General features: G+C 68.3%; 18 protein-coding genes and 1 tRNA gene. 15 read left to right on the top strand and 4 right to left on the bottom strand.

Annotation, left to right across the window (positions count from 1 at the left end; translation table 11 throughout):
• Window positions 1-12: 12 nt before the first annotated feature.
• Window positions 13-1,194 (bottom strand): vWA domain-containing protein, encoded by a 1,182-nt coding sequence (locus ACNKFW_RS14580; protein WP_147429038.1) that lies wholly within the window; start codon window positions 1,192-1,194, stop codon window positions 13-15.
• The gene (locus ACNKFW_RS14585) at window positions 1,194-1,370 is read right to left on the bottom strand and encodes a hypothetical protein (RefSeq protein WP_155987163.1); all 177 of its coding nucleotides are present in this window, start codon (window positions 1,368-1,370) and stop codon (window positions 1,194-1,196) included. The genes ACNKFW_RS14580 and ACNKFW_RS14585 overlap by 1 nt, the downstream gene beginning before the upstream one ends.
• Window positions 1,371-1,477: 107 nt before the next feature.
• Here ACNKFW_RS14585 and ACNKFW_RS14590 point away from each other — a divergent pair, with 107 nt between their 5' ends.
• The 3 genes from ACNKFW_RS14590 to gshB all read left to right on the top strand — a co-directional run bounded on the left by ACNKFW_RS14590 (window position 1,478) and on the right by gshB (window position 4,447).
• Entirely contained in the window at window positions 1,478-2,602 is a 1,125-nt protein-coding gene (locus tag ACNKFW_RS14590) for a Ppx/GppA phosphatase family protein (protein WP_024842612.1), read from the top strand.
• 2 nt (window positions 2,603-2,604) lie between these two features.
• Window positions 2,605-3,357: an RlmE family RNA methyltransferase gene (locus ACNKFW_RS14595; RefSeq protein WP_024842613.1), complete on the top strand. Its 753-nt coding sequence runs from the start codon at window positions 2,605-2,607 to the stop codon at window positions 3,355-3,357.
• A 139-nt stretch (window positions 3,358-3,496) separates the two neighbouring features.
• Complete coding sequence (gshB, locus tag ACNKFW_RS14600; protein ID WP_024842614.1) at window positions 3,497-4,447, top strand: glutathione synthase; 951 nt, start codon at window positions 3,497-3,499, stop codon at window positions 4,445-4,447.
• Window positions 4,448-4,559: 112 nt separating this feature from the next.
• Here gshB and ACNKFW_RS14605 read toward each other — a convergent pair whose 3' ends face one another.
• Window positions 4,560-6,074 (bottom strand): YifB family Mg chelatase-like AAA ATPase, encoded by a 1,515-nt coding sequence (locus ACNKFW_RS14605; protein WP_147429037.1) that lies wholly within the window; start codon window positions 6,072-6,074, stop codon window positions 4,560-4,562.
• A 146-nt stretch (window positions 6,075-6,220) separates the two neighbouring features.
• Here ACNKFW_RS14605 and coaBC point away from each other — a divergent pair, with 146 nt between their 5' ends.
• The 12 genes from coaBC (at window position 6,221) to ACNKFW_RS14665 (ending at window position 17,374) form a co-directional block, all read left to right on the top strand.
• The gene (gene coaBC, locus ACNKFW_RS14610) at window positions 6,221-7,492 is read left to right on the top strand and encodes a bifunctional phosphopantothenoylcysteine decarboxylase/phosphopantothenate--cysteine ligase CoaBC (RefSeq protein WP_147429036.1); all 1,272 of its coding nucleotides are present in this window, start codon (window positions 6,221-6,223) and stop codon (window positions 7,490-7,492) included.
• Window positions 7,489-8,556: a cysteine desulfurase family protein gene (locus ACNKFW_RS14615; RefSeq protein WP_147429035.1), complete on the top strand. Its 1,068-nt coding sequence runs from the start codon at window positions 7,489-7,491 to the stop codon at window positions 8,554-8,556. Before coaBC ends, ACNKFW_RS14615 begins: the two co-directional genes overlap by 4 nt.
• A 1-nt stretch (window position 8,557) precedes the next feature.
• Window positions 8,558-10,084, top strand: a complete 1,527-nt coding sequence (sufB, locus tag ACNKFW_RS14620) for a Fe-S cluster assembly protein SufB (RefSeq protein ID WP_024842618.1) — start codon at window positions 8,558-8,560, stop codon at window positions 10,082-10,084.
• Complete coding sequence (locus ACNKFW_RS14625) at window positions 10,081-10,392, top strand: heavy metal-binding domain-containing protein (protein ID WP_024842619.1); 312 nt, start codon at window positions 10,081-10,083, stop codon at window positions 10,390-10,392. Before sufB ends, ACNKFW_RS14625 begins: the two co-directional genes overlap by 4 nt.
• A gap of 9 nt (window positions 10,393-10,401) precedes the next feature.
• Complete coding sequence (gene sufC, locus ACNKFW_RS14630) at window positions 10,402-11,157, top strand: Fe-S cluster assembly ATPase SufC (RefSeq protein ID WP_024842620.1); 756 nt, start codon at window positions 10,402-10,404, stop codon at window positions 11,155-11,157.
• Window positions 11,157-12,518 carry a SufB/SufD family protein gene (locus ACNKFW_RS14635; RefSeq protein WP_147429194.1) on the top strand — a complete coding sequence of 454 codons (1,362 nt, stop codon included), beginning with the start codon at window positions 11,157-11,159 and terminating at the stop codon, window positions 12,516-12,518. The genes sufC and ACNKFW_RS14635 overlap by 1 nt, the downstream gene beginning before the upstream one ends.
• A complete protein-coding gene (locus ACNKFW_RS14640) occupies window positions 12,515-13,003 on the top strand; it encodes a hypothetical protein (protein ID WP_147429034.1) in 489 nt (162 codons plus the stop codon). Before ACNKFW_RS14635 ends, ACNKFW_RS14640 begins: the two co-directional genes overlap by 4 nt.
• Window positions 13,000-13,587, top strand: coding sequence for a YIP1 family protein (locus ACNKFW_RS14645; RefSeq protein ID WP_028709807.1), 588 nt, complete (start codon window positions 13,000-13,002; stop codon window positions 13,585-13,587). The genes ACNKFW_RS14640 and ACNKFW_RS14645 overlap by 4 nt, the downstream gene beginning before the upstream one ends.
• Window positions 13,584-14,795 carry a cysteine desulfurase gene (locus ACNKFW_RS14650; RefSeq protein WP_028709806.1) on the top strand — a complete coding sequence of 404 codons (1,212 nt, stop codon included), beginning with the start codon at window positions 13,584-13,586 and terminating at the stop codon, window positions 14,793-14,795. Before ACNKFW_RS14645 ends, ACNKFW_RS14650 begins: the two co-directional genes overlap by 4 nt.
• A 156-nt stretch (window positions 14,796-14,951) precedes the next feature.
• Entirely contained in the window at window positions 14,952-16,595 is a 1,644-nt protein-coding gene (locus ACNKFW_RS14655) for a tetrathionate reductase family octaheme c-type cytochrome (protein ID WP_418025510.1), read from the top strand.
• Window positions 16,588-17,244 (top strand): cytochrome b/b6 domain-containing protein, encoded by a 657-nt coding sequence (locus tag ACNKFW_RS14660; RefSeq protein WP_024842626.1) that lies wholly within the window; start codon window positions 16,588-16,590, stop codon window positions 17,242-17,244. Before ACNKFW_RS14655 ends, ACNKFW_RS14660 begins: the two co-directional genes overlap by 8 nt.
• Window positions 17,245-17,297: 53 nt before the next feature.
• Window positions 17,298-17,374 (top strand) — tRNA-Arg (locus tag ACNKFW_RS14665).
• 370 nt (window positions 17,375-17,744) lie between these two features.
• On the opposite strand, the gene ACNKFW_RS14670 is transcribed toward ACNKFW_RS14665, so the two are convergent.
• Entirely contained in the window at window positions 17,745-18,704 is a 960-nt protein-coding gene (locus ACNKFW_RS14670; RefSeq protein ID WP_167521689.1) for an asparaginase domain-containing protein, read from the bottom strand.
• Between the last annotated feature and the right edge of the window lie 122 nt (window positions 18,705-18,826).

The raw sequence follows: 18,826 nt of genomic DNA on the forward strand, positions 1-18,826 counted from the left end.
ATGGCGCGGCGCCTAGCCAAGGAGGCGCATGGCCTGGGTCAGCCCCTCCAGCGTCAGGGGCTGCATGCGGTCCTCGAAGATCTCGCGGATCATGGCGATCGAGCGGGTATGGCCCCAATGCGCGCGCGGCACCGGGTTCAGCCAGACGTGATCCGGCCAGGTCTCGCGCAGGCGCTTGAGCCAGGTCTCGCCCGATTCGGGGTTCCAGTGCTCGTTGGCGCCGCCGGGCACGGCGATCTCATAGGGCGACATCGAGGCGTCGCCGACGAAGATCAGTTTGTAGTCGCGGCCGAAGCGGTTGATGACCTCCCAGGTCGGCGTCGTCTCGGTCCAGCGGCGGCGGTTGTCCTTCCACAGCGCCTCGTAGACGCAATTGTGGAAATAGAAATGCTCCAGGTGCTTGAACTCGGCGCGGGCGGCCGAGAACAGCTCGTCCACCAGCCGCGAATGGTCGTCCATGCTGCCGCCCGCGTCCAGGAACAGCAGCACCTTGACGGCATTGTGCCGCTCGGGCCGGGTCTGCACGTCGATATAGCCATGCTCGGCGCTGGCGCGGATGGTGCCGGGCAGGTCCAGCTCCTCCAGCGCGCCGTGGCGGGCCCATTGCCGCAGCCGCTTCAGCGCCACCTTGATGTTGCGGGTGCCAAGCTCGACCGAATCGTCGAAGTCGCGGAACTCGCGCTTGTCCCAGACCTTGACGGCGCGGCGGTGGCGGCTTTCGGCTTGCCCGATCCGCACCCCTTCGGGGTTGTAGCCATAGGCGCCGAAGGGCGAGGTGCCGGCGGTGCCGATCCATTTGTTGCCGCCCTGGTGGCGGCCCTGTTGCTCGGCCAGCCGCTCGCGCAGGCGCTTCATCAGCTCCTCGAAACTGCCGGTGCCCTCGACCGCGGCGCGCTCCTCGGGCGTCAGCAGCTTCTCGGCCAGCTTTTCCAGCCATTCGCGCGGGATCGAGACCTCGTTCACCAGCGCCTCGATGGGGATCTCGTCAAGGCCCGAGAAGGCTTCGGCGAAGGCGCGGTCGAACCGGTCGATATGCGCCTCGTTCTTGACCAGGGTGGCGCGGGCGAGGTGATAGAAGCCCTCGGGCGTCCAGTCCGACAGCCCGGCCTGCAGCCCCGCCAGCAGGTCCAGGTATTCCCGCAGGCTGGCCGGCACCCCATGGCGGCGCAGACTGTCGAGGAAGGGCCGGAACATCAGCCCATCCGGCTGAGCAATATGGTCAGGAACACCCCCAGCACGGTCAGCGCCAGGGCATGGGCGGCGGCATATTGCAGCTTGTCGGCGCGGCTGCCGCCGGCTTTCGCGGCGCGCATCCAGCCGATCGCTGCGCCAATCAGGAATGCGGCGATCACGATCATGGGGCAGGGCATAGCCCGCCCCCGCGCCCCTGTCGAGAGGCGCGCCTTTGATCGCCCCCCTTGAAGGCGTGGCGGGCGCGGGTTACTTTCGGACCAACTTGTTATCGGAGGGCGTGACCATGGCGCCCAGGCGTCCTGCGGGTGCGGACGCGTTCCCGAGAAAAACGGTCGAGCCTTTCGCCACCCGCCCGGCCGAGGACGGGCCGCTCTATGCGGCCTTGGATCTTGGCACCAACAGCTGCCGGATGCTGATTGCCCGTCCCGCGGGCAGCCAGTTCCAGGTGGTCGACAGTTTCTCGAAGCCGGTCCAGCTGGGCCACGGCCTCGAGGCATCAGGCAGGCTGTCGCGTCCCTCGATGGCGCGGACGGTGCATGCTTTGCAGGTGTGCCGGCGCAAGCTCGAGGCGCATAAGGTCACGCGCATGCGCCTGGTCGCGACCGAGGCCTGCCGGCGGGCCAGGAACAGCCGCGATTTCCTGCGCATGATCCGGCGCGAGACCGGGCTGCCGGTCGAGATCATCGACGCCGAGGAAGAGGCGCGGCTGGCGGTGATCTCCTGCGCGCCGCTGGTCAGCCAGCGCACCGAGCAATTGCTGGTCGTCGATATCGGCGGCGGCTCGACCGAGCTGGTCTGGATCGACCTCGAGGATGTCGAGCCCAAGGAGCGGTCGCGCGCGATTATGCGGCTGGGCAACGGTTTTGCCGACCCGCAGCCGGGCGGGGCGCGGGTGGTGGACTGGATCAGCGTGCCGCTGGGCGTCGCCACGCTGCGCGACCAGTTCGAGGATGTCGAGGACGATCAGGGCCGATTCGCGCTGATGTCCTGGCATTTCGAGGAGATGCTGGCGGATTTCACACCCTATTCCCTGGCCCAGACCATGCGGGAAGGATTCCAGATCATCGGCACCTCGGGCACCGTGACCACGGTGGCGGCCAGCCATCTGGGCCTGCGCCGCTATGATCGGACCAAGGTGGACGGGCTGACCATGACCACGGCCCAGATCGACCGGGTGATCCGTGATTACCTGGCGCTGGGGCCCGAGGGGCGGCGCGCCGATCCCCGCATCGGACGCGAGCGCCATGCGCTGATCATGTCGGGCGCGGCGATCCTGCAGACGCTGATGCGGGTCTGGCCGACGACGCGGCTGTCGGTCGCGGATCGCGGCCTGCGCGAGGGGTTGCTTTATGTGCAGATGGTCAGGGACGGGGTGCTGGCCCCGGACGGAATGAACGGGGTGGCTTGAAGATGGGCGAAGGCAAGAAGCCGGGATCGGAACGGAAAAGCTCGGGCCGCGGCCAGCGCGACCTGCGGGTGCGGGTAAAGTCGGCCAAGGGGCGCAAGCTGTCCAGCACGCTGTGGCTGGAGCGGCAACTGAACGACCCCTATGTCGCGCGCGCCAAGCGCGAGGGCTATCGCGGCCGCGCCGCCTACAAGATCCTGGAGCTGGACGACAAGTATCGCTTTCTGGTGCCGGGCGCGCGGGTGGTCGATCTGGGCTGCGCGCCGGGCGGCTGGTGCCAGGTGGCGGTCGCGCGCGTCAATGCGCTTGGCGACAAGCCCGGCAAGAAGGTCGGTCGGGTGCTGGGCGTTGACCTGCAAGAGGTCGATCCGATTCCGGGGGCCGAGATCCACCAGCTCGATTTCCTGTCGGATGGCGCCGACGAACAGGTCAAGGCCTGGCTGGGCGGGCGCGCCGACGTGGTGATGTCGGACATGGCCGCGGCCTCGTCGGGGCACAAGGGCACCGATCATTTGCGCATCGTGGCGCTGGTCGAGGCGGCGGCGCAGCTGGCCTTCGACGTGCTGGAGCCGGGCGGCACCTTCGTCGCCAAGGTGCTGGCCGGCGGCGCCGAGAACGAGATGCAGGCCATGCTCAAGCGCAATTTCCGCAAGGTGGCGAATGTGAAACCGCCGGCCAGCCGCTCGGATTCCTCCGAGAAATTCGTGGTGGCGCAGGGTTTCCGCGGCAGGGAGGCGGATGAGGCCGACCAGGGCTGAAGTCGCGCCCCAGGCCGGCCCCGCGCCGGACGCAAGCGCCTGGGTGCCGGCCCGGCTGCGAAGGGGCCGGGCCGCTGCCGCTTGCAAACCCCGCCCGTGCTTGCCAGAACTTCGGGCGAAACTGGCTGGGAATGATAGCATGAGTCTTTACGTGGCCCTTCAGATGGACCCGGTCGAGCATGTCTCGATCGACGGGGACAGCACCTTCCGGCTGGGGCTGGAGGCCGAGGCCCGCGGCCACCGGCTGTTCCAGTACACAGCCGACCGGCTGAGCTATTGCGAGGGGCGGGTGATGGCCCGCGGCCGGCCGATCAGCCTGCGGCGCGAACAGGGCAACCATGTCAGCTTCGGCGATTGGGCCGATGTCGATCTGTCCGGGTTCGACGTGGTCTGGCTGCGCCAGGATCCGCCCTTCGACATGGGCTATATCACCACCACGCATCTGCTGGACCGGGTGCATCCCTCGACCTATGTCGTCAACGATCCCTTCTGGGTGCGCAACAGCCCCGAGAAGCTTCTGGTGCTGGACTTCCCCGAGCTGACGCCGCCGACGCTGATCACCCGCGAGCTGGCGCAGATCCGCGCCTTCCGCGAGCGGCACGGCGATTTCATCCTCAAGCCGCTCTACGGCAATGGCGGGGTCGGCATCTTCCACATGCGGCCGGACGATCCGAACCTGTCCTCGCTGGTCGAGACCTTCCTGGCCAACAGCCGCGAGCCGATCATCGCGCAGAAATACCTGCCCGCCGTGGTCCGGGGCGACAAGCGCATCATCCTGGTCGATGGCGAGCCGGTCGGCGCGATCAACCGCGTCCCGGCCCAGGGCGAGGCGCGGTCGAATATGCATGTCGGCGGCCGCCCGGAAAAGATCGGCCTGACCGAGCGCGAATACGAGATCTGCGCCCGGATCGGCCCGGTGCTGCGCGAAAAGGGTCTGATCTTCACCGGCATCGACGTGATCGACGGCTGGCTGACCGAGATCAACGTGACCTCGCCCACCGGCATCCAGGAGCTTGAGCGTTTCGACGGCATCAACGCCGCGGCGCTGATCTGGGAGGCCATCGAGCGGCGGCTGGCCGAGCGGGGCTGACCCCCGCCCGCCTGACCGGGCATCGCGGCTGATTCGCCCCCGCCGCCGCGAAAACCGGCGCAGGGGCGAGTGGCAAGAACCCCGACGGGGTCGCGCTGCCTTCGCCAGGCCCTCAATCCGGGCGACCGAAGGGCAGGCGATAGGACAGCGCCTCGGCCAGGTGCGGCTGGCGGATCGCGGGCGAGGCGTCCAGGTCGGCGATGGTGCGGGCGCTGCGCAGGATGCGGTGATAGCCGCGCGGGGTCAGCCCCAGCCGCTCGGCTGCCAGCGCCAGCAGCGACCGGCATTCGCCGTCGAGCGGCGCGATCTCCTCCAGCAGCCGGCCCGAGGCGTCGGCGTTCACCCGCGCCGCCGGGTGATCGGCAAAGCGGGCCGTTTGCAGCGCGCGGGCGGCGGCGACACGCGCGGCCACGCTGGCCGAGCTTTCGCCGGTGGCAGGCAGGCCCAGATCCTCGATGGCGACCTGCGGCACCTCGATGCGCAGGTCGAAGCGGTCCATCATCGGCCCCGAGATGCGGCCCAGGTAATCCGATCCGCAGCGCGGCGCCTTGGAACAGGCGCGCGCGGCATCCGCGATCTCGCCGCAGCGGCAGGGATTGGCGGCCGCGACCAGCAGGAAACGCGCCGGATAGCGGATATGGGCATTGGCGCGCGAGACATGGATCTCGCCGGTCTCGATCGGCTCGCGCAGGGCGTCGATGACCCGACGTTCGAACTCGGGCAGCTCGTCCAGGAACAGCACGCCGTTATGCGCAAGGCTCGCCTGTCCGGGCCGGGCGTTGCGCCCGCCGCCCACCATCGCTGCCATCGAGGCGGTGTGATGCGGCTGGCGAAAAGGGGCGGTGCGCGAGATGCCGCCCTCGGCCAGCAGCCCGGCGACGGAATGGATCACCGAGGTCTCCAGCGCCTCCTGCGGGCTCAGCGGCGGCAGGATGCCGGGCAGGCGGGTGGCCAGCATCGACTTGCTGGCGCCGGGCGGGCCGATCATCAGCAGGTGGTGGCGGCCGGCGGCGGCAATCTCCAGCGCCCGGCGGGCGCGTTCCTGGCCCTTGACCTCGGCAAGGTCGGCCCCGAACACGGGTTCCGCCAACTCGCCCGGCGCGGCGCGGGGCAGGGGCGCGCGGTCGGTCAGGTGATCGACCACCTCGCGCAGGCTCTGCGGCGCCAGGACCGGCACGGTGCCGACCCAGGCCGCCTCGGCCCCGCAGGCGCGCGGCACCAGCAGCGCCCGGCCGTCCTCGGCCGCGGCCATGGCGGCGGGCAGGGCGCCCGCGACCGGGGAAAGCCGGCCGTCCAGCGCCAGTTCCCCCAGCGCCACCATCCGTTCCAGCGACTCGGCCGGGACGATCTCCAGCGCCGCCAGCACCGCAAGCGCGATGGGCAGGTCGAAATGCGACCCCTCCTTGGGCAGGTCGGCGGGCGACAGGTTCACCGTCACCCGCCGCGAGGGCATGGCGATGGAGAGCGCGCCGAAGGCGGCTTTCACCCGCTCGCGCGCCTCGCTGACCGATTTGTCGGGCAGGCCAACGATGCCGAATCCCGGCAGGCCCGGCGAGACCGAACATTGCACCTCGACCAGCCGCGCCTCGACCCCGTCGAAGGCCACGGTATAGGCAATCGCCGCCATTGGCACTCTCCCCTGCACGGCCGCAGGCTTAACCTTCAGGGCTTAAAGAATGGTTAACGGAATTGGCTTGCTTGTTCCGGGCCGCGCTTGCGCCTATGTGCAGGGCGGACGACACGGGGCACAAACGGGGTACAGGGGAAGCGACCATGCAAGGCAGCCGCATATTGCTGATCGTCGGCGGGGGTATCGCCGCGTTCAAGATACCCGAGCTGGTCCGCATGATCCGGCGCGAGGGCGGCGCGGTCGTGCCGGTGCTGACCCAGGCGGGCGCCGAGTTCGTGACGCCGCTGACCCTTTCGGCGCTGGCCGAGGCGCCCTGCCATACCGAGCTGTTCGACCTGACCCGCGAATCGGAGATGGGCCATATCCAGCTGTCGCGCGCCGCCGACCTGGTGGTGGTCGCCCCGGCCACGGCGAATCTGCTGGCGCGGATGGCGGCGGGGATGGCGGACGACCTGGCCTCGACCCTGCTCTTGGCCACCGACAAGCCGGTGCTGGCGGCGCCGGCGATGAACGTGCGCATGTGGCAGCACCCGGCGATGCAACGCAACCTGGAGACGCTGGAAAACGACGGCATCCGTTTCATCGGCCCGGACGAGGGCGACATGGCCTGCGGCGAATACGGCCCTGGCCGCATGGCCGAGCCCGAGGCGATCCTGGAGGCGATCCGTGCGGCGCTGGGGCGCGACCGGCCGCTGCGCCTGCCGCCCGAGGCGGTGGTCTCGCTGCCTGCCCGCGTGCTGGCGGGGCGGCATGTGGTCGTGACCTCGGGCCCCACGCATGAGCCCATCGACCCGGTGCGCTATATCGCCAACCGCTCCAGCGGGGCGCAGGGCGCGGCCATCGCCGCGGCCTTGCGCGACCTGGGCGCGCGGGTCAGCTTCGTCACCGGCCCGGCCGAGGTGCCGCCGCCCCAGGGCGTCGAGGTGATCGCCGTCCAGACCGCGCGCGAGATGCGCGAGGCGGTCGAGGCCGCCCTGCCGGCCGATGCCGCGGTCATGGCCGCGGCCGTCGCCGATTGGCATGTCGCCAATGCCCGGCCGGGCAAGATCAAGAAGGACGGCTCGGGCAAGCTGCCGCAACTGCAATTCGCCGAGAACCCGGATATTCTGGCCTGGATCAGCCGGCTGGAGCATGGCCGGCCGGCGCTGGTGGTGGGCTTTGCCGCCGAAACCGACGACGTGCTGGACAATGCCGCCCGCAAGCGCAAGCGCAAGGGCTGCGACTGGATCGTCGCCAATGACGTGAACCCCGAAACCGGGATCATGGGCGGGACCGAGAATGCGGTCACGCTGATTTCCGAGGAAGGGGCGGAAAGCTGGCCGCGGCTGACCAAGGACGAGGTGGCGCGACGGCTGGCCGGCCGCATCGCCGAGGCGCTGAACGGCGGCGAGGGCCGGGTGGAGGATCGCGCATGAGCCGGGTCTATCTGGACTGGAACGCGACCGCGCCGCTGCGCCCAGAGGCGCGCGAGGCGATGCTGGCGGCGACCGAGATCGTCGGCAACCCCTCCTCGGTCCATGCCGAGGGGCGGGCGGCGAAATCCGCGCTGGAGCGCGCGCGCGAGGAGATTGCCGTGGCGCTTGGCGCCGAGGGGACAGACGTGATCTTCACCTCGGGCGCGACCGAGGCGGCGGCGCTGGCGCTCCAGGGGCGGGGCCTGGCCTGTTCGCCGGTCGAGCATGCCGCCGTGCTGGCCTGGTGCGAGGCCGCGCTGCAAACGGATCCGGCGGGGCGGGTCTCGGTTCCCGATCCGGGCCGCGCAACGCTGCAACTGGCCAATGCCGAGACCGGCGTGATCCAGGATCTGCCGCAGGGCCTGGCGGTCAGCGACCTGACCCAGGCCTTCGGCAAGATCCCCTTCGCCTTCAACTGGCTGGGAATCGAGGCCGGCTTCGTCAGCGCCCACAAGCTGGGCGGTCCGCGCGGCATCGGCGCGCTGGTGGTCCGGCGCGGCACCGAGGTCGAGGCGCGCATCAAGGGCGGCGGGCAGGAACAGGGCCGCCGCGCCGGGACCGAGAATCTGATCGGCATCATGGGCTTTGCGGCGGCCGCAAAAGCGGCGCAGAATGATCTGGATCAAGGAATCGGGGAAAAAGTGTCGCAACTGCGCGATTCCCTGATGGCTACACTGGAATCCCAGACAGAAATGGTTACATTTCCGGGGCGCGAGGCCCGCCGCCTGCCCAATACATTGTCGATCCTGACGCCGGGATGGCGCGGAGAGACGCAGGTGATGCAGATGGACCTGGCCGGATTTGCCGTCTCGGCAGGCTCGGCCTGTTCTTCGGGCAAGGTCCGGCCAAGTTCGGTTCTGACGGCCATGGGTATCGCGGAGGAATGGGCGGGCGATGCGATCCGCGTCTCGATCGGCCCGGCGACGGAGCCTCGGGACGTGATGCGTTTTGCGGATGCCTGGCTTGCGGCGCATGGCCGCTGGCGGCAAAGGAATGATGGGCGGGCGACCGCAGGAAAGGTTTGAGATGACTGTAGAGATCGGCGAGGCAATCGAAATCCGCGAGGGCGTAGACCGCGAGACCGTCGAGACCGTCCAGAGCATGGGGTCGTACAAATACGGCTGGGATACCGAGATCGAGATGGAATATGCCCCCAAGGGCATAAACGAGGACATCGTCCGGCTGATCTCGAAGAAGAACGAGGAACCGGAATGGATGACCGAGTGGCGGCTGCAGGCCTTCCGCCGCTGGCAGACCATGACCGAGCCGAAATGGGCGATGCTGAACTATCCCGTGATCGACTATCAGGACCAGTATTACTACGCCCGCCCGAAAAGCATGGCCGAAAAGCCCAAGTCGCTGGACGAGGTCGATCCCAAGCTGCTGGCCACCTATGAAAAGCTGGGCATCCCGCTGAAGGAGCAGATGATCCTGGCCGGCGTCGAGGGCGCCGAGGGCGCGCCGGCCGAAGGCCGCAAGGTCGCGGTCGATGCGGTCTTCGACAGCGTCAGCGTCGGCACCACCTTCAAGGACGAGCTGGCCAAGGCCGGGGTGATCTTCTGCTCGATCAGCGAGGCGATCCGCGAGCATCCCGAGCTGGTGCGGAAATACCTGGGCTCGGTGGTGCCGCAATCGGACAATTTCTTCGCCACGCTGAACTCGGCGGTCTTCTCGGACGGCAGCTTCGTCTATGTGCCGCCGGGGGTGCGCTGCCCGATGGAACTGTCCACCTATTTCCGCATCAATGCCGAGAATACCGGCCAGTTCGAGCGCACGCTGATCATCGCCGACAAGGGTTCCTACGTCAGCTACCTGGAGGGCTGCACCGCGCCCAAGCGCGACGTGGCGCAGCTGCATGCGGCGGTGGTCGAGATCGTCGTGCTGGAGGATGCCGAGGTCAAGTATTCGACCGTGCAGAACTGGTTCCCCGGCGACGAGGAAGGCAAGGGCGGCATCTACAATTTCGTCACCAAGCGCGCCGATTGCCGCGAGGCGCGGGCCAAGGTGATGTGGACCCAGGTCGAGACCGGCTCGGCCATCACCTGGAAATACCCGTCCTGCATCCTGCGCGGCGACGAAAGCCAGGGCGAGTTCTATTCCATCGCCATCGCCAACAACCACCAGCAGGCGGATACCGGGACCAAGATGATCCATCTTGGCAAGAACACCCGCTCACGCATTGTTTCCAAAGGAATTTCTGCCGGGCAGGCGCAGAATACCTATCGCGGTCTGGTGTCGATGCATCCGCGCGCCAAGAACAGCCGCAACTACACGCAATGCGACAGCCTGCTGATCGGCGACAAATGCGGCGCCCATACCGTGCCCTATATCGAGGTCAAGAACACCTCGTCCCGCGTCGAGCATGAGGCGACCACCAGCAAGGTGGACGACGACCAGCTGTTCTATTGCCGCCAGCGCGGCATGGACGAGGAGGAGGCGGTTGCCCTGGTGGTGAACGGCTTCTGCCGCGAGGTCTTGCAGGCGCTGCCGATGGAGTTCGCCATGGAGGCGCAGTCGCTGGTCGCCATCAGCCTGGAGGGCTCGGTCGGATGATCGTCACCACCACCCCCGGCATCGAGGGCCGCCGCATCACCGCCTATCACGGCGTGGTGACGGGCGAGACCATCATCGGCGCCAACATCTTTCGCGACATCTTCGCCGGGATTCGCGACATCGTGGGCGGCCGCTCGGGCGCCTATGAATCCGCGCTGGCCTCGGCCCGCGAAACCGCCCTGTCCGAGATGCAGGACCGCGCCCGCCAGATGGGCGGCAATGCCGTGGTCGGCGTCGACCTGGACTATGAAGTCATCAACAACATGCTGATGGTGTCCGCCTCGGGCACCGCCGTAAGCGTCGAATAGGAACGAACCATGCTGGAAATCAAGAATCTGCACGTCAAGCTTGAGGACGAGGACAAGCAGATCCTCAAAGGCGTCGATCTGACCGTCCCGGCTGGCGAGGTCCACGCCATCATGGGGCCGAACGGTTCGGGCAAATCGACGCTGTCCTATGTGCTCTCGGGCCGCGACGGCTATGAGGTGACCGAGGGCGAGGCGACGCTGGACGGCGAGGGCCTGCTGGAGATGGAGCCCGAGGAACGCGCGGCCGCCGGCCTGTTCCTGGCCTTCCAGTATCCGGTCGAGATCCCCGGCGTCGGCAACATGACCTTCCTGCGCACCGCGGTGAACGCGCAGCGCAAGGCGCGCGGCGAGGAGGAGCTTTCCTCGGCCGATTTCCTCAAGCTGATCCGCCAGAAGGCCGCGACGCTGAAGATCGATGCCGAGATGCTGAAGCGTCCGGTCAACGTGGGTTTCTCGGGCGGCGAGAAGAAGCGCAACGAGATCCTGCAGATGGCCATGCTCGAGCCGCGCATGTGCATCCTGGATGAGACCGATTCCGGCCTCGACGTGGATGCGATGCGGCTGGTGGCCGAGGGGGTGAACGCGCTGCGCTCGCCCGACCGCGCCTTCCTGGTCATCACGCATTACCAGCGGCTTCTGGACCATATCAAACCGGACGTGGTGCATATCATGGCCGACGGCCGCATCGTGCGCACCGGCGGCCCCGAGCTGGCGCTGGAGGTCGAGCAGAACGGCTACGGCGATCTGCTGGCGGAGGTCGGATGATGGCGGATACGGCTGTTCTTGCCGCGCAGGTTCCTGCGGTCGAGGGCAAGGCCCGTCCCGGCGATGCCGCGCTTGCGGCGCGCCTGGATGCGCTGGACCTGCCGCGCGGCGGCTTTACCCGCGCCGCGCGCGAGGATGCGGCGCAGCGGCTGGGGGCCATGGGCCTGCCCGGCGCGCGCGACGAATACTGGCGCTATACCGATCCGGCGCCCTTCAACGCCGCCCGGCCGCAGCCTGTCGAACCGGCGGCGGATGAAAGCACCCTGTTCACCGGCATCGACCGGCTGAACCTGGTCTTCGTGGACGGGCGCTTCGACGCCGCCGCCTCGGATGCGCTGGAGGCCGAGGGGGTCGAGATCGAAAGCCTCGCCGCCGCCGATGCCGGGGCGGATCACTGGGCGGCCGGGCTTTACGGCCGGCTGGAAGCCGCCGGGCAGGTGCCGGTCAAGCGGCCCTTCGCCGCGCTGAACACGCTGGCCGCGGCCGAGGGCGTGCTGATCCGCGTCACCGGCAAGGTCGAGCGGCCGGTGCATATCACCTATCGCCGCTCGGCGGCCGATGCCGATGTCCATCTGCATCACGTCGTGAAGCTGGAGGAAGGGGCCGAGCTGACGCTGCTGGAATCCGGCTCGATCGGCGCGCGTTCGAATGTGGTGATCGAGGCCGAGCTGGGCCGCGGCGCCCGCTTCCACCATATCAGCGCCAAGCGCGCCAACGATCCCAAGCTGGGGCTGGGCCATATCTTCGCCCGCGTCGCCGCCGAGGCGCTGTTCAAGTCCTTCACGCTGTCGGTCAACGGCACGATGATGCGCAACGAGGCGGTGATCGAGATCGCCGGCGACGATGCCGTGGCCCATATCGCCGCGGCGGTGCTGGGCGACGGCGACATCGGCCGCTTCCACCACGACGACACCGTCTTTGTCACCCATGCCGCCGAGCGCTGCGAAAGCCGCCAGGTGTTCAAGAAGGTGCTGAAGAACTGGGCCGAGGGCATCTTCCAGGGCAAGATCCTGGTCAAGCCCGGTGCGCAAAAGACCGACGGCTACCAGATCAGCCAGGGGCTTTTGCTGGACGAGGGCAGCCAGTTCCTCGCCAAGCCCGAGCTGGAGATCTATGCCGACGACGTGAAATGCTCGCATGGCTCGACCACCGGGGCGCTGGACGAGACGGCGCTGTTCTACCTGCGCTCGCGCGGGGTGCCCAAGGAGCGCGCCATCGTGCTCTTGGTGCTGTCCTTCCTGGCCGATGCGCTGGACGAGATCGAGGATCAGCGGCTGCGCGACGACATCCTGGGCCGGCTGGAAGACTGGCTGACGGCGCGCGCGGGCAAGCCGGGCAAGGCCGTTCCGGGCAGGGCATGAGCCGGACCGGCATCGTCCCGCGCATCCTGGAAAGCTGGTGGGCGCCGGGCAGGGTGGTGCAGTCCCTGCGCGGCATGCCCGACCGGGCGCTGATCGTCGTGCTGATGGCGGCGATGCTGGTCTTTCTGGTCGCGCAGGCTCCGGGCCATGCGCGGGATGCGCAGTTCATGCCCGAGGTGCCCCTGGCCGCGCGCATGGGCGGGGCGCTGCTGGCGGTGATGTTCATGATGCCGCTGCTGGCCTATGGGCTGGCGGCGCTGGTCTCGGCCCTGTCGCGGCTGACGCCCTGGCCGGTCGCGCCGCAGGATTCGCGGCTGGCGCTGTTCTGGGCCCTGCTGGCGGTGGCTCCGGCGATGCTGCTGGCGGGGCTGACCGCCGGCCTGGTCGGTCCCGGCCCGGCGCTTGGCGTGACGCGGGCGGTGGCGGGGCTTGGCTTTCTCGTGATATGGGGCGCGGGATTGCGGGCATTGGCGGGGAACAGATGAAACTGGGCGATCTTGGCGATCTGATGGTCCTGACCCTGCGCGATCCCGATGCGGCCGTCGGGGTGCTGCGCGGGCTGGACCTGCCGATGGCGGCGCGCTGGATGGTGCTGCTGCTGGCGGTGACGCTGTCCACGCTGCTCGCCGGGCTGTCGCTGCTGCTGTTCCCGGTCGAGGTGGACAATCCCGTCTCGCGCATGTTGTCCGAGCCGATGACGCTGGCCGGTATCCAGTTCGGCGCCATGGTGCTGTCGGCGCTGTTCGTGGCGCAGATCGGCCGGCTGTTCGGCGGCCACGGCACCTTCCCCGATGCGCTGCTGATCGTCGGCTGGGTCGAGTTGATGCTGGTCGGCTTGCAGGCGGTCCAGGTGGTGATGATGGCGCTGTTTCCGGCCTCGGCCACGCTGCTCTCCATGCTGGCCTTTGGCCTTTTCCTCTATCTTGCCGTGACCATGACCAAGGCGTTGCACGGGTTCACCAATACCGGCAAGGTGGTTCTGGGCCTGATCGGCAGCATTTTCCTGCTTGGCTTCGTGCTGTCGCTGATCGCGGCGGCATTCGGCATCGTCCCCGAGGTGACACCATGAGCTTCGACGTCGAAAAGGTCCGCGCCGATTTCCCAATCCTGTCCCGGCAGGTGAACGGCCGGCCGCTGGTCTATCTGGACAATGGCGCCTCGGCGCAGAAACCGCGCGTGGTGATCGACGCCATCACCCGCGCCTATGAGGCGGAATATGCCAATGTCCATCGCGGCTTGCATTTCCTGTCCAACCTCGCGACCGAGAATTACGAGCGCGTGCGCGCCATCATCGCGCGTTTCCTGAACGCCCCGCGCGAGGATGAGGTCATTTTCACCTCGGGCGCGACCGAGGGGATCAACCTCGTCTCCTATGGCTGGGCTGCGCCGCGGCTTGAGGCCGGTGACGAGATCGTGCTGTCGGTGCTGGAGCATCACGCCAATATCGTGCCGTGGCATTTCCTGCGCGAGCGCCAGGGCGTCCGGCTGAAATGGGTCGAGCCCGAGCCCGACGGCTCCTTGCCGCCCGAAAAGGTGCTGGCGGCGGTGGGACCGAAAACGAAGCTGATCGCCGTCACCCATATGTCGAACGTGACCGGCACCGTGGTCGATGTCGGCGCCATCGCCCGCGGCACCTCGGTGCCGGTGCTGGCCGATGGCAGCCAGGCCGCCGTGCATATGCCGGTGGACCTGTCGGCGCTCGGCGTCGATTTCTACTGCATCACCGGGCACAAGCTCTATGGCCCCTCGGGCTCGGGCGCGATCTGGATCCGGGCCGAACGGCAGGCCGAGATGCGGCCCTTCATGGGCGGCGGCGACATGATCCGCACCGTCACCCGCGACAGCGTCGATTATGCCGACCCGCCGCTGCGCTTCGAAGCCGGCACTCCCGGCATCGCCAACCAGATCGGCCTGGGCGCCGCGCTGGAATACCTGATGGACCTGGGCATGGAGAACATCGCCGCGCATGAGCGCGACCTGCGCGACTATGCCCGCGACCGGCTGCGCAGCCTGAACTGGCTGTCGGTGCAGGGCGACGCGGCGGACAAGGGCGCGATCTTTTCCATGACCATGCAGGGTGCGCATGCCCATGACATCTCGACCATCCTCGACAAGCGCGGCATCGCCGTGCGGGCGGGAACCCATTGCGCCATGCCCCTGCTGGACTTCTTTGGCCTCAGCGCCACTGCGCGCGCCAGCTTCGCCATGTACAATACCCGCGCCGAGGTCGATGCGCTGATCGACGGGCTGTCCTTCTGCCGGGAACTGTTCGCCTGACCCCTTCGGCGTAATATTCGCTTCTGCGAAGGCATGCGTCAATTTGCGGCGGCGCCCGATTCTGGCGCCGCCTGGCCGGCATTGCTAATCTGCATCCAGGAAGCGCGCTCTCTTCGGCCGTAGCGAACCGGCCGTTCCTTGGGAGGAAGAGGGCAAATGCCACCGACATACCGGGCCATGCGTTTGCTCGCATGGGCCTTTTGGGTCGCGGCCGCGATGGCCGCGCCGGCGCAGGCGCAGGAGGCGCCTGCCATTCCGGGCAGCGGCAGCACCGCCGACCATTCGAAATTTCCGGCGCTGAAGGGGCCCTTCTCATCGGGGCCGGAAGTCACCCAGGCCTGCCTGTCCTGCCATACCGAGGCCGGCAACCAGGTCATGCATACGCTGCACTGGACATGGGATTATACCCATGCCGAAACCGGGCAGAAGCTGGGAAAATCCAGCGTCATCAATTCGTTTTGTGGCAATGTCGGCTCGAACGAGGCGCGCTGCACATCCTGCCACGCCGGCTATGGCTGGACCGATGTGCGCCAGCCACCGCCCTCGGACCCGGCGCGGGTCGATTGCCTGGCCTGCCACGACCGCTCGGGCCAATATGCCAAGCTCGACAACATGGCGGGCCACCCGCCGCTGGAGCCGGTGCCCGCCGGGGCCAAGACCATCACCGGCGCCGATGCCAGGCCGGTCGATCTGGCGCGGGCGGCGCAATCGGTGGGCGCGCCCGGACGCGACAATTGCGGCAACTGCCATTTCTACGGCGGCGGCGGCGACAACGTGAAGCATGGCGACCTGTCCTCGGCACTGATCCGGCCGGACCTGGCGACCGATGTGCATATGTCGCCCCAGGGCGGCAATTTCACCTGCCAGACCTGCCATGTCACCGAGGACCACCGCGTCGCCGGCTCGCGCTATGCCGTCGAGGCCAAGGACATCGTTGACACGCATCTGCTGGGCCAGCCGCGCGATGCCGCGACCTGCGAAAGCTGCCACGGCAACCGGCCGCATCCGGTGACTCCCACGGGGATGAAGCTCGACGACCATACCGACCGCGTTGCCTGCCAGACCTGCCACATCCCGTCCTTTGCCCGCGGCGGCGTGGCGACCAAGACGCTGTGGGACTGGTCCACCGCCGGCAAGCTCAAGGACGGCAAGCCCTTCGCCGAGGAGGCGTTCACCCAGTCCGACGGCCAGCACCTGCACACCTACCTGTCCACCAAGGGCAATTTCGAGTGGGCCGAGAACGTGGTGCCCTTCTATGGCTGGTTCAACGGCACCGTGGAATACACCACCGCCGAGACGGTCTTCGATCCGTCGCTGCCGGTCGAGATCAACCGGCTGGAAGGTTCGGCCGGCGATCCGGATGCGCGGATCTGGCCCTTCAAGCGGATGGTCGGCCGCCAGGCCTTCGATACCGAGCGCAACGTGCTTCTGCACAGCCAGGTCTATGGCCCGCAGACCGATACCGCCTTCTGGACGAATTTCGACTGGGCCAAGGCCCTGCAGGCGGCGGCGCGTTACATGGGCACCGATTATTCAGGGAAGTTCGATTTCGTCGACACGCGCATGTATTGGCCGATCACCCATATGGTCGCGCCGGCCGAGGATGCGCTGAAATGCGGCGCCTGCCACCGGCCGGAAGGGCGCATGGCCGGAATTGCCGGCGTCTATATACCCGGCACCAAGCTGCCGCCGGGCGGGATCATCGGGCTGGCCCTGCTGGCGATGGTGGTGGCGGGGGTGGCCGGGCATGGCCTCATGCGCCTGCTGGGCAGGAAGGGAAAGGGGGCGCATCATGGCTGAGCGCAAGGTTCTGGTCTATACCCGCTTCAACCGGCTGTGGCACTGGAGCCAGGCGGCCTCGATCCTGGTCCTGCTGTTCACCGGGCTGCGGATCATGGGGCTGCACGGGATCCTGACCTTCGGCCTGGCGGTGACGATCCATTCCGTCGTCGCGGTGGCGCTGATGCTGCTCTGGGTCTTCACCGCCTTCTGGCTGCTGACCACCGGGGCGTGGCGGCAGTTCGCCCCGCGCCGGGCCGGGCTGTGGCAGGTCGCGCGCTTCTATGCCTGGGGCGTGTTCCGCGGCGAGGAGCACCCCTATCGCAAGGTGCTGCGCCGCCGGCACAACCCCTTGCAGGCGCTGGCCTATCTGGCGCTGAAGGTGCTGCTGTTCCCCGCGGTGCTTCTCAGCGGCATCGCCTATCTGGGCTATGGGCTCTGGGACGATCTCGACCCTTCTGGCTGGGTCATCTGGGCGGTGGCCAACATCCACATCCTGACCGCCTTTGCGATCGGCAGCTTCGTGGTGGCGCATGTCTACCTGCTGACCATCGGCCACGGTTTCCGCGAACATGTGAAGCCGATGCTGACCGGGTTCGAGACCGTCGACCTGACGCCCGAGCAGGAAGCCTATCTCACCGCCGAGGAACCCTGGCGCCTGAAGCCCTGACCGGCGATTTGCCATTGCGGGGGCCGGTCCGATCGGCTATGGACCGGCCTGAGGCACCCGTAGCTCAGCTGGATAGAGTGTCGCCCTCCGAAGGCGAAGGTCACAGGTTCGAATCCTGTCGGGTGCGCCATTTCCCAAAATGGCATTTGATATTCCAACATAATTTCTGTCATTCTGGAAAGTTTTCCACGCGGTTTCCCATTGGCCGTTCCCTCTTTCCCACGGGGAACCCCCTTCTGGTCGGCCTGCCGCGTGTAATGCGCCGCCTCCTGTACGCTGGCGTGCCCGGTCCAGGCGCCGCTCTGGGATGCCGTTGCGCCGGCCTCGGCAAGGGCGGCTGCGCGGGCTTTGCGGAGACCCGGCGCGGTGCAGTCGTCGGGCAGGCTAGCGGCTGGACGGGGTTCCTCCGGGCGCGTCGTTTCTCAAGGGCGTCGTTTGCCAGGGGTCAGGCTGGGATAGCCGTGGGAAGCCTGGCCGCGACCGCGGCGGCGCGGCCGGGTTCAGGTCGCGACGGATTCGGGCGCGGATTCGAAGGCGCGGGCGATCTCGGCCTCGGGGCAGCCATTGGCCAGCATTGCCGCCAGCAGGATTCGCGCCTGGCCGGGGCGCAGCAGCCGGGCATGGATGGCGCCTGCGCGCCGCATGTCGTGGCCGCCGCCGCCGCCGCCATAGATCGGCGACAGCAGCCCCTCGGGCACCCGGCTGGAGACCACCACCACCACGCCCCGCGCCCTTGCGCGCGCAATGGCGGCGACCAGCGCGGGCGTGGCATTGCCCGATCCCAGCGCCGAGATCACGATGCCCCGCGCGCCGGCGGCCAGGCTGGCCTCGAGATGCAGCCCGTCGCTGCCGGGATGGGCGGCGACGATGTCCACGCGCAGGTCGCCGACCGGGGCGGGCAGGGGGCGGGTGACGGTCGCGCCCTCATCGGCCACGCGGCGAAAGGCGTCCGGCGCGTCCGAAGTGAACTTGTAAAGCCCCCATACCGGCAGCGCCCGGCCGCCAAAGGCCAGCGTCACGCCCCCCGACTGGGGTGCGTGCAGGGCCGTGCGGACGGCATCGGCCAGGTTGCGCGCGCCGTCCGAACGCGGGTGGTCCGAGGCGAATTGCGCCCCCGTGAACACGACCGGCTTGCGCGGAGCGTGCTGCAACTGCACCAGAAGCGCGGTTTCCTCCATCGCATCAGTGCCGTGCAGGGCGATGACGCCGGCGATGCCGGGATCGGCCAGCTGGGCCGCCACCGCATCGCTGATGCGCTGCATGTCGGCCAGCGTCAGGCTGGCTGAATCCTTGGCCAGAACCTCTTGCGGGCGCAGATCGACCGCCATCGGCGGCAGCAGCGCCAGCAGATCCGCCGCCCCCAGGCTGGGGCTGGCGGCGCCGTTCTTGCCCCGGCTGCTGGCGATGGTGCCGCCGGTGGCAAGGACCGCCAGCAGAGGAAACCGTCCGGTTCCGGTCACGACACGAGCCGCATGATTGCGCAATGCCTCCCTTGCAGAACTGCGGTCAGCCGGGCGAACCCGGCTTTCCACGATCTGTCTGACAGCTTGCGATAACCACAGCCGCCGACGGGGTCAAGTCG

This window comes from Paracoccus sp. TD-10 (assembly GCF_048270675.1).
GTDB lineage: Bacteria > Pseudomonadota > Alphaproteobacteria > Rhodobacterales > Rhodobacteraceae > Paracoccus > Paracoccus pantotrophus.

What these genes read in the sequence shown, in the direction of transcription:
- ACNKFW_RS14640 (WP_147429034.1), top strand. Translation starts at nt 12,515, where the DNA reads ATGAGCCGGACCGGCATCGTCCCGCGCATCCTGGAAAGCTGGTGGGCG.
- ACNKFW_RS14615 (WP_147429035.1), top strand. Translation starts at nt 7,489, where the DNA reads ATGAGCCGGGTCTATCTGGACTGGAACGCGACCGCGCCGCTGCGCCCA.
- gshB (WP_024842614.1), top strand. Translation starts at nt 3,497, where the DNA reads ATGAGTCTTTACGTGGCCCTTCAGATGGACCCGGTCGAGCATGTCTCG.
- ACNKFW_RS14655 (WP_418025510.1), top strand. Translation starts at nt 14,952, where the DNA reads ATGCCACCGACATACCGGGCCATGCGTTTGCTCGCATGGGCCTTTTGG.
- ACNKFW_RS14650 (WP_028709806.1), top strand. Translation starts at nt 13,584, where the DNA reads ATGAGCTTCGACGTCGAAAAGGTCCGCGCCGATTTCCCAATCCTGTCC.
- coaBC (WP_147429036.1), top strand. Translation starts at nt 6,221, where the DNA reads ATGCAAGGCAGCCGCATATTGCTGATCGTCGGCGGGGGTATCGCCGCG.
- ACNKFW_RS14660 (WP_024842626.1), top strand. Translation starts at nt 16,588, where the DNA reads ATGGCTGAGCGCAAGGTTCTGGTCTATACCCGCTTCAACCGGCTGTGG.
- ACNKFW_RS14585 (WP_155987163.1), bottom strand. Translation starts at nt 1,370, where the DNA reads ATGCCCTGCCCCATGATCGTGATCGCCGCATTCCTGATTGGCGCAGCG.
- ACNKFW_RS14590 (WP_024842612.1), top strand. Translation starts at nt 1,478, where the DNA reads ATGGCGCCCAGGCGTCCTGCGGGTGCGGACGCGTTCCCGAGAAAAACG.
- ACNKFW_RS14635 (WP_147429194.1), top strand. Translation starts at nt 11,157, where the DNA reads ATGGCGGATACGGCTGTTCTTGCCGCGCAGGTTCCTGCGGTCGAGGGC.
- ACNKFW_RS14595 (WP_024842613.1), top strand. Translation starts at nt 2,605, where the DNA reads ATGGGCGAAGGCAAGAAGCCGGGATCGGAACGGAAAAGCTCGGGCCGC.
- ACNKFW_RS14580 (WP_147429038.1), bottom strand. Translation starts at nt 1,194, where the DNA reads ATGTTCCGGCCCTTCCTCGACAGTCTGCGCCGCCATGGGGTGCCGGCC.
- ACNKFW_RS14645 (WP_028709807.1), top strand. Translation starts at nt 13,000, where the DNA reads ATGAAACTGGGCGATCTTGGCGATCTGATGGTCCTGACCCTGCGCGAT.
- ACNKFW_RS14625 (WP_024842619.1), top strand. Translation starts at nt 10,081, where the DNA reads ATGATCGTCACCACCACCCCCGGCATCGAGGGCCGCCGCATCACCGCC.
- sufC (WP_024842620.1), top strand. Translation starts at nt 10,402, where the DNA reads ATGCTGGAAATCAAGAATCTGCACGTCAAGCTTGAGGACGAGGACAAG.
- sufB (WP_024842618.1), top strand. Translation starts at nt 8,558, where the DNA reads ATGACTGTAGAGATCGGCGAGGCAATCGAAATCCGCGAGGGCGTAGAC.
- ACNKFW_RS14605 (WP_147429037.1), bottom strand. Translation starts at nt 6,074, where the DNA reads ATGGCGGCGATTGCCTATACCGTGGCCTTCGACGGGGTCGAGGCGCGG.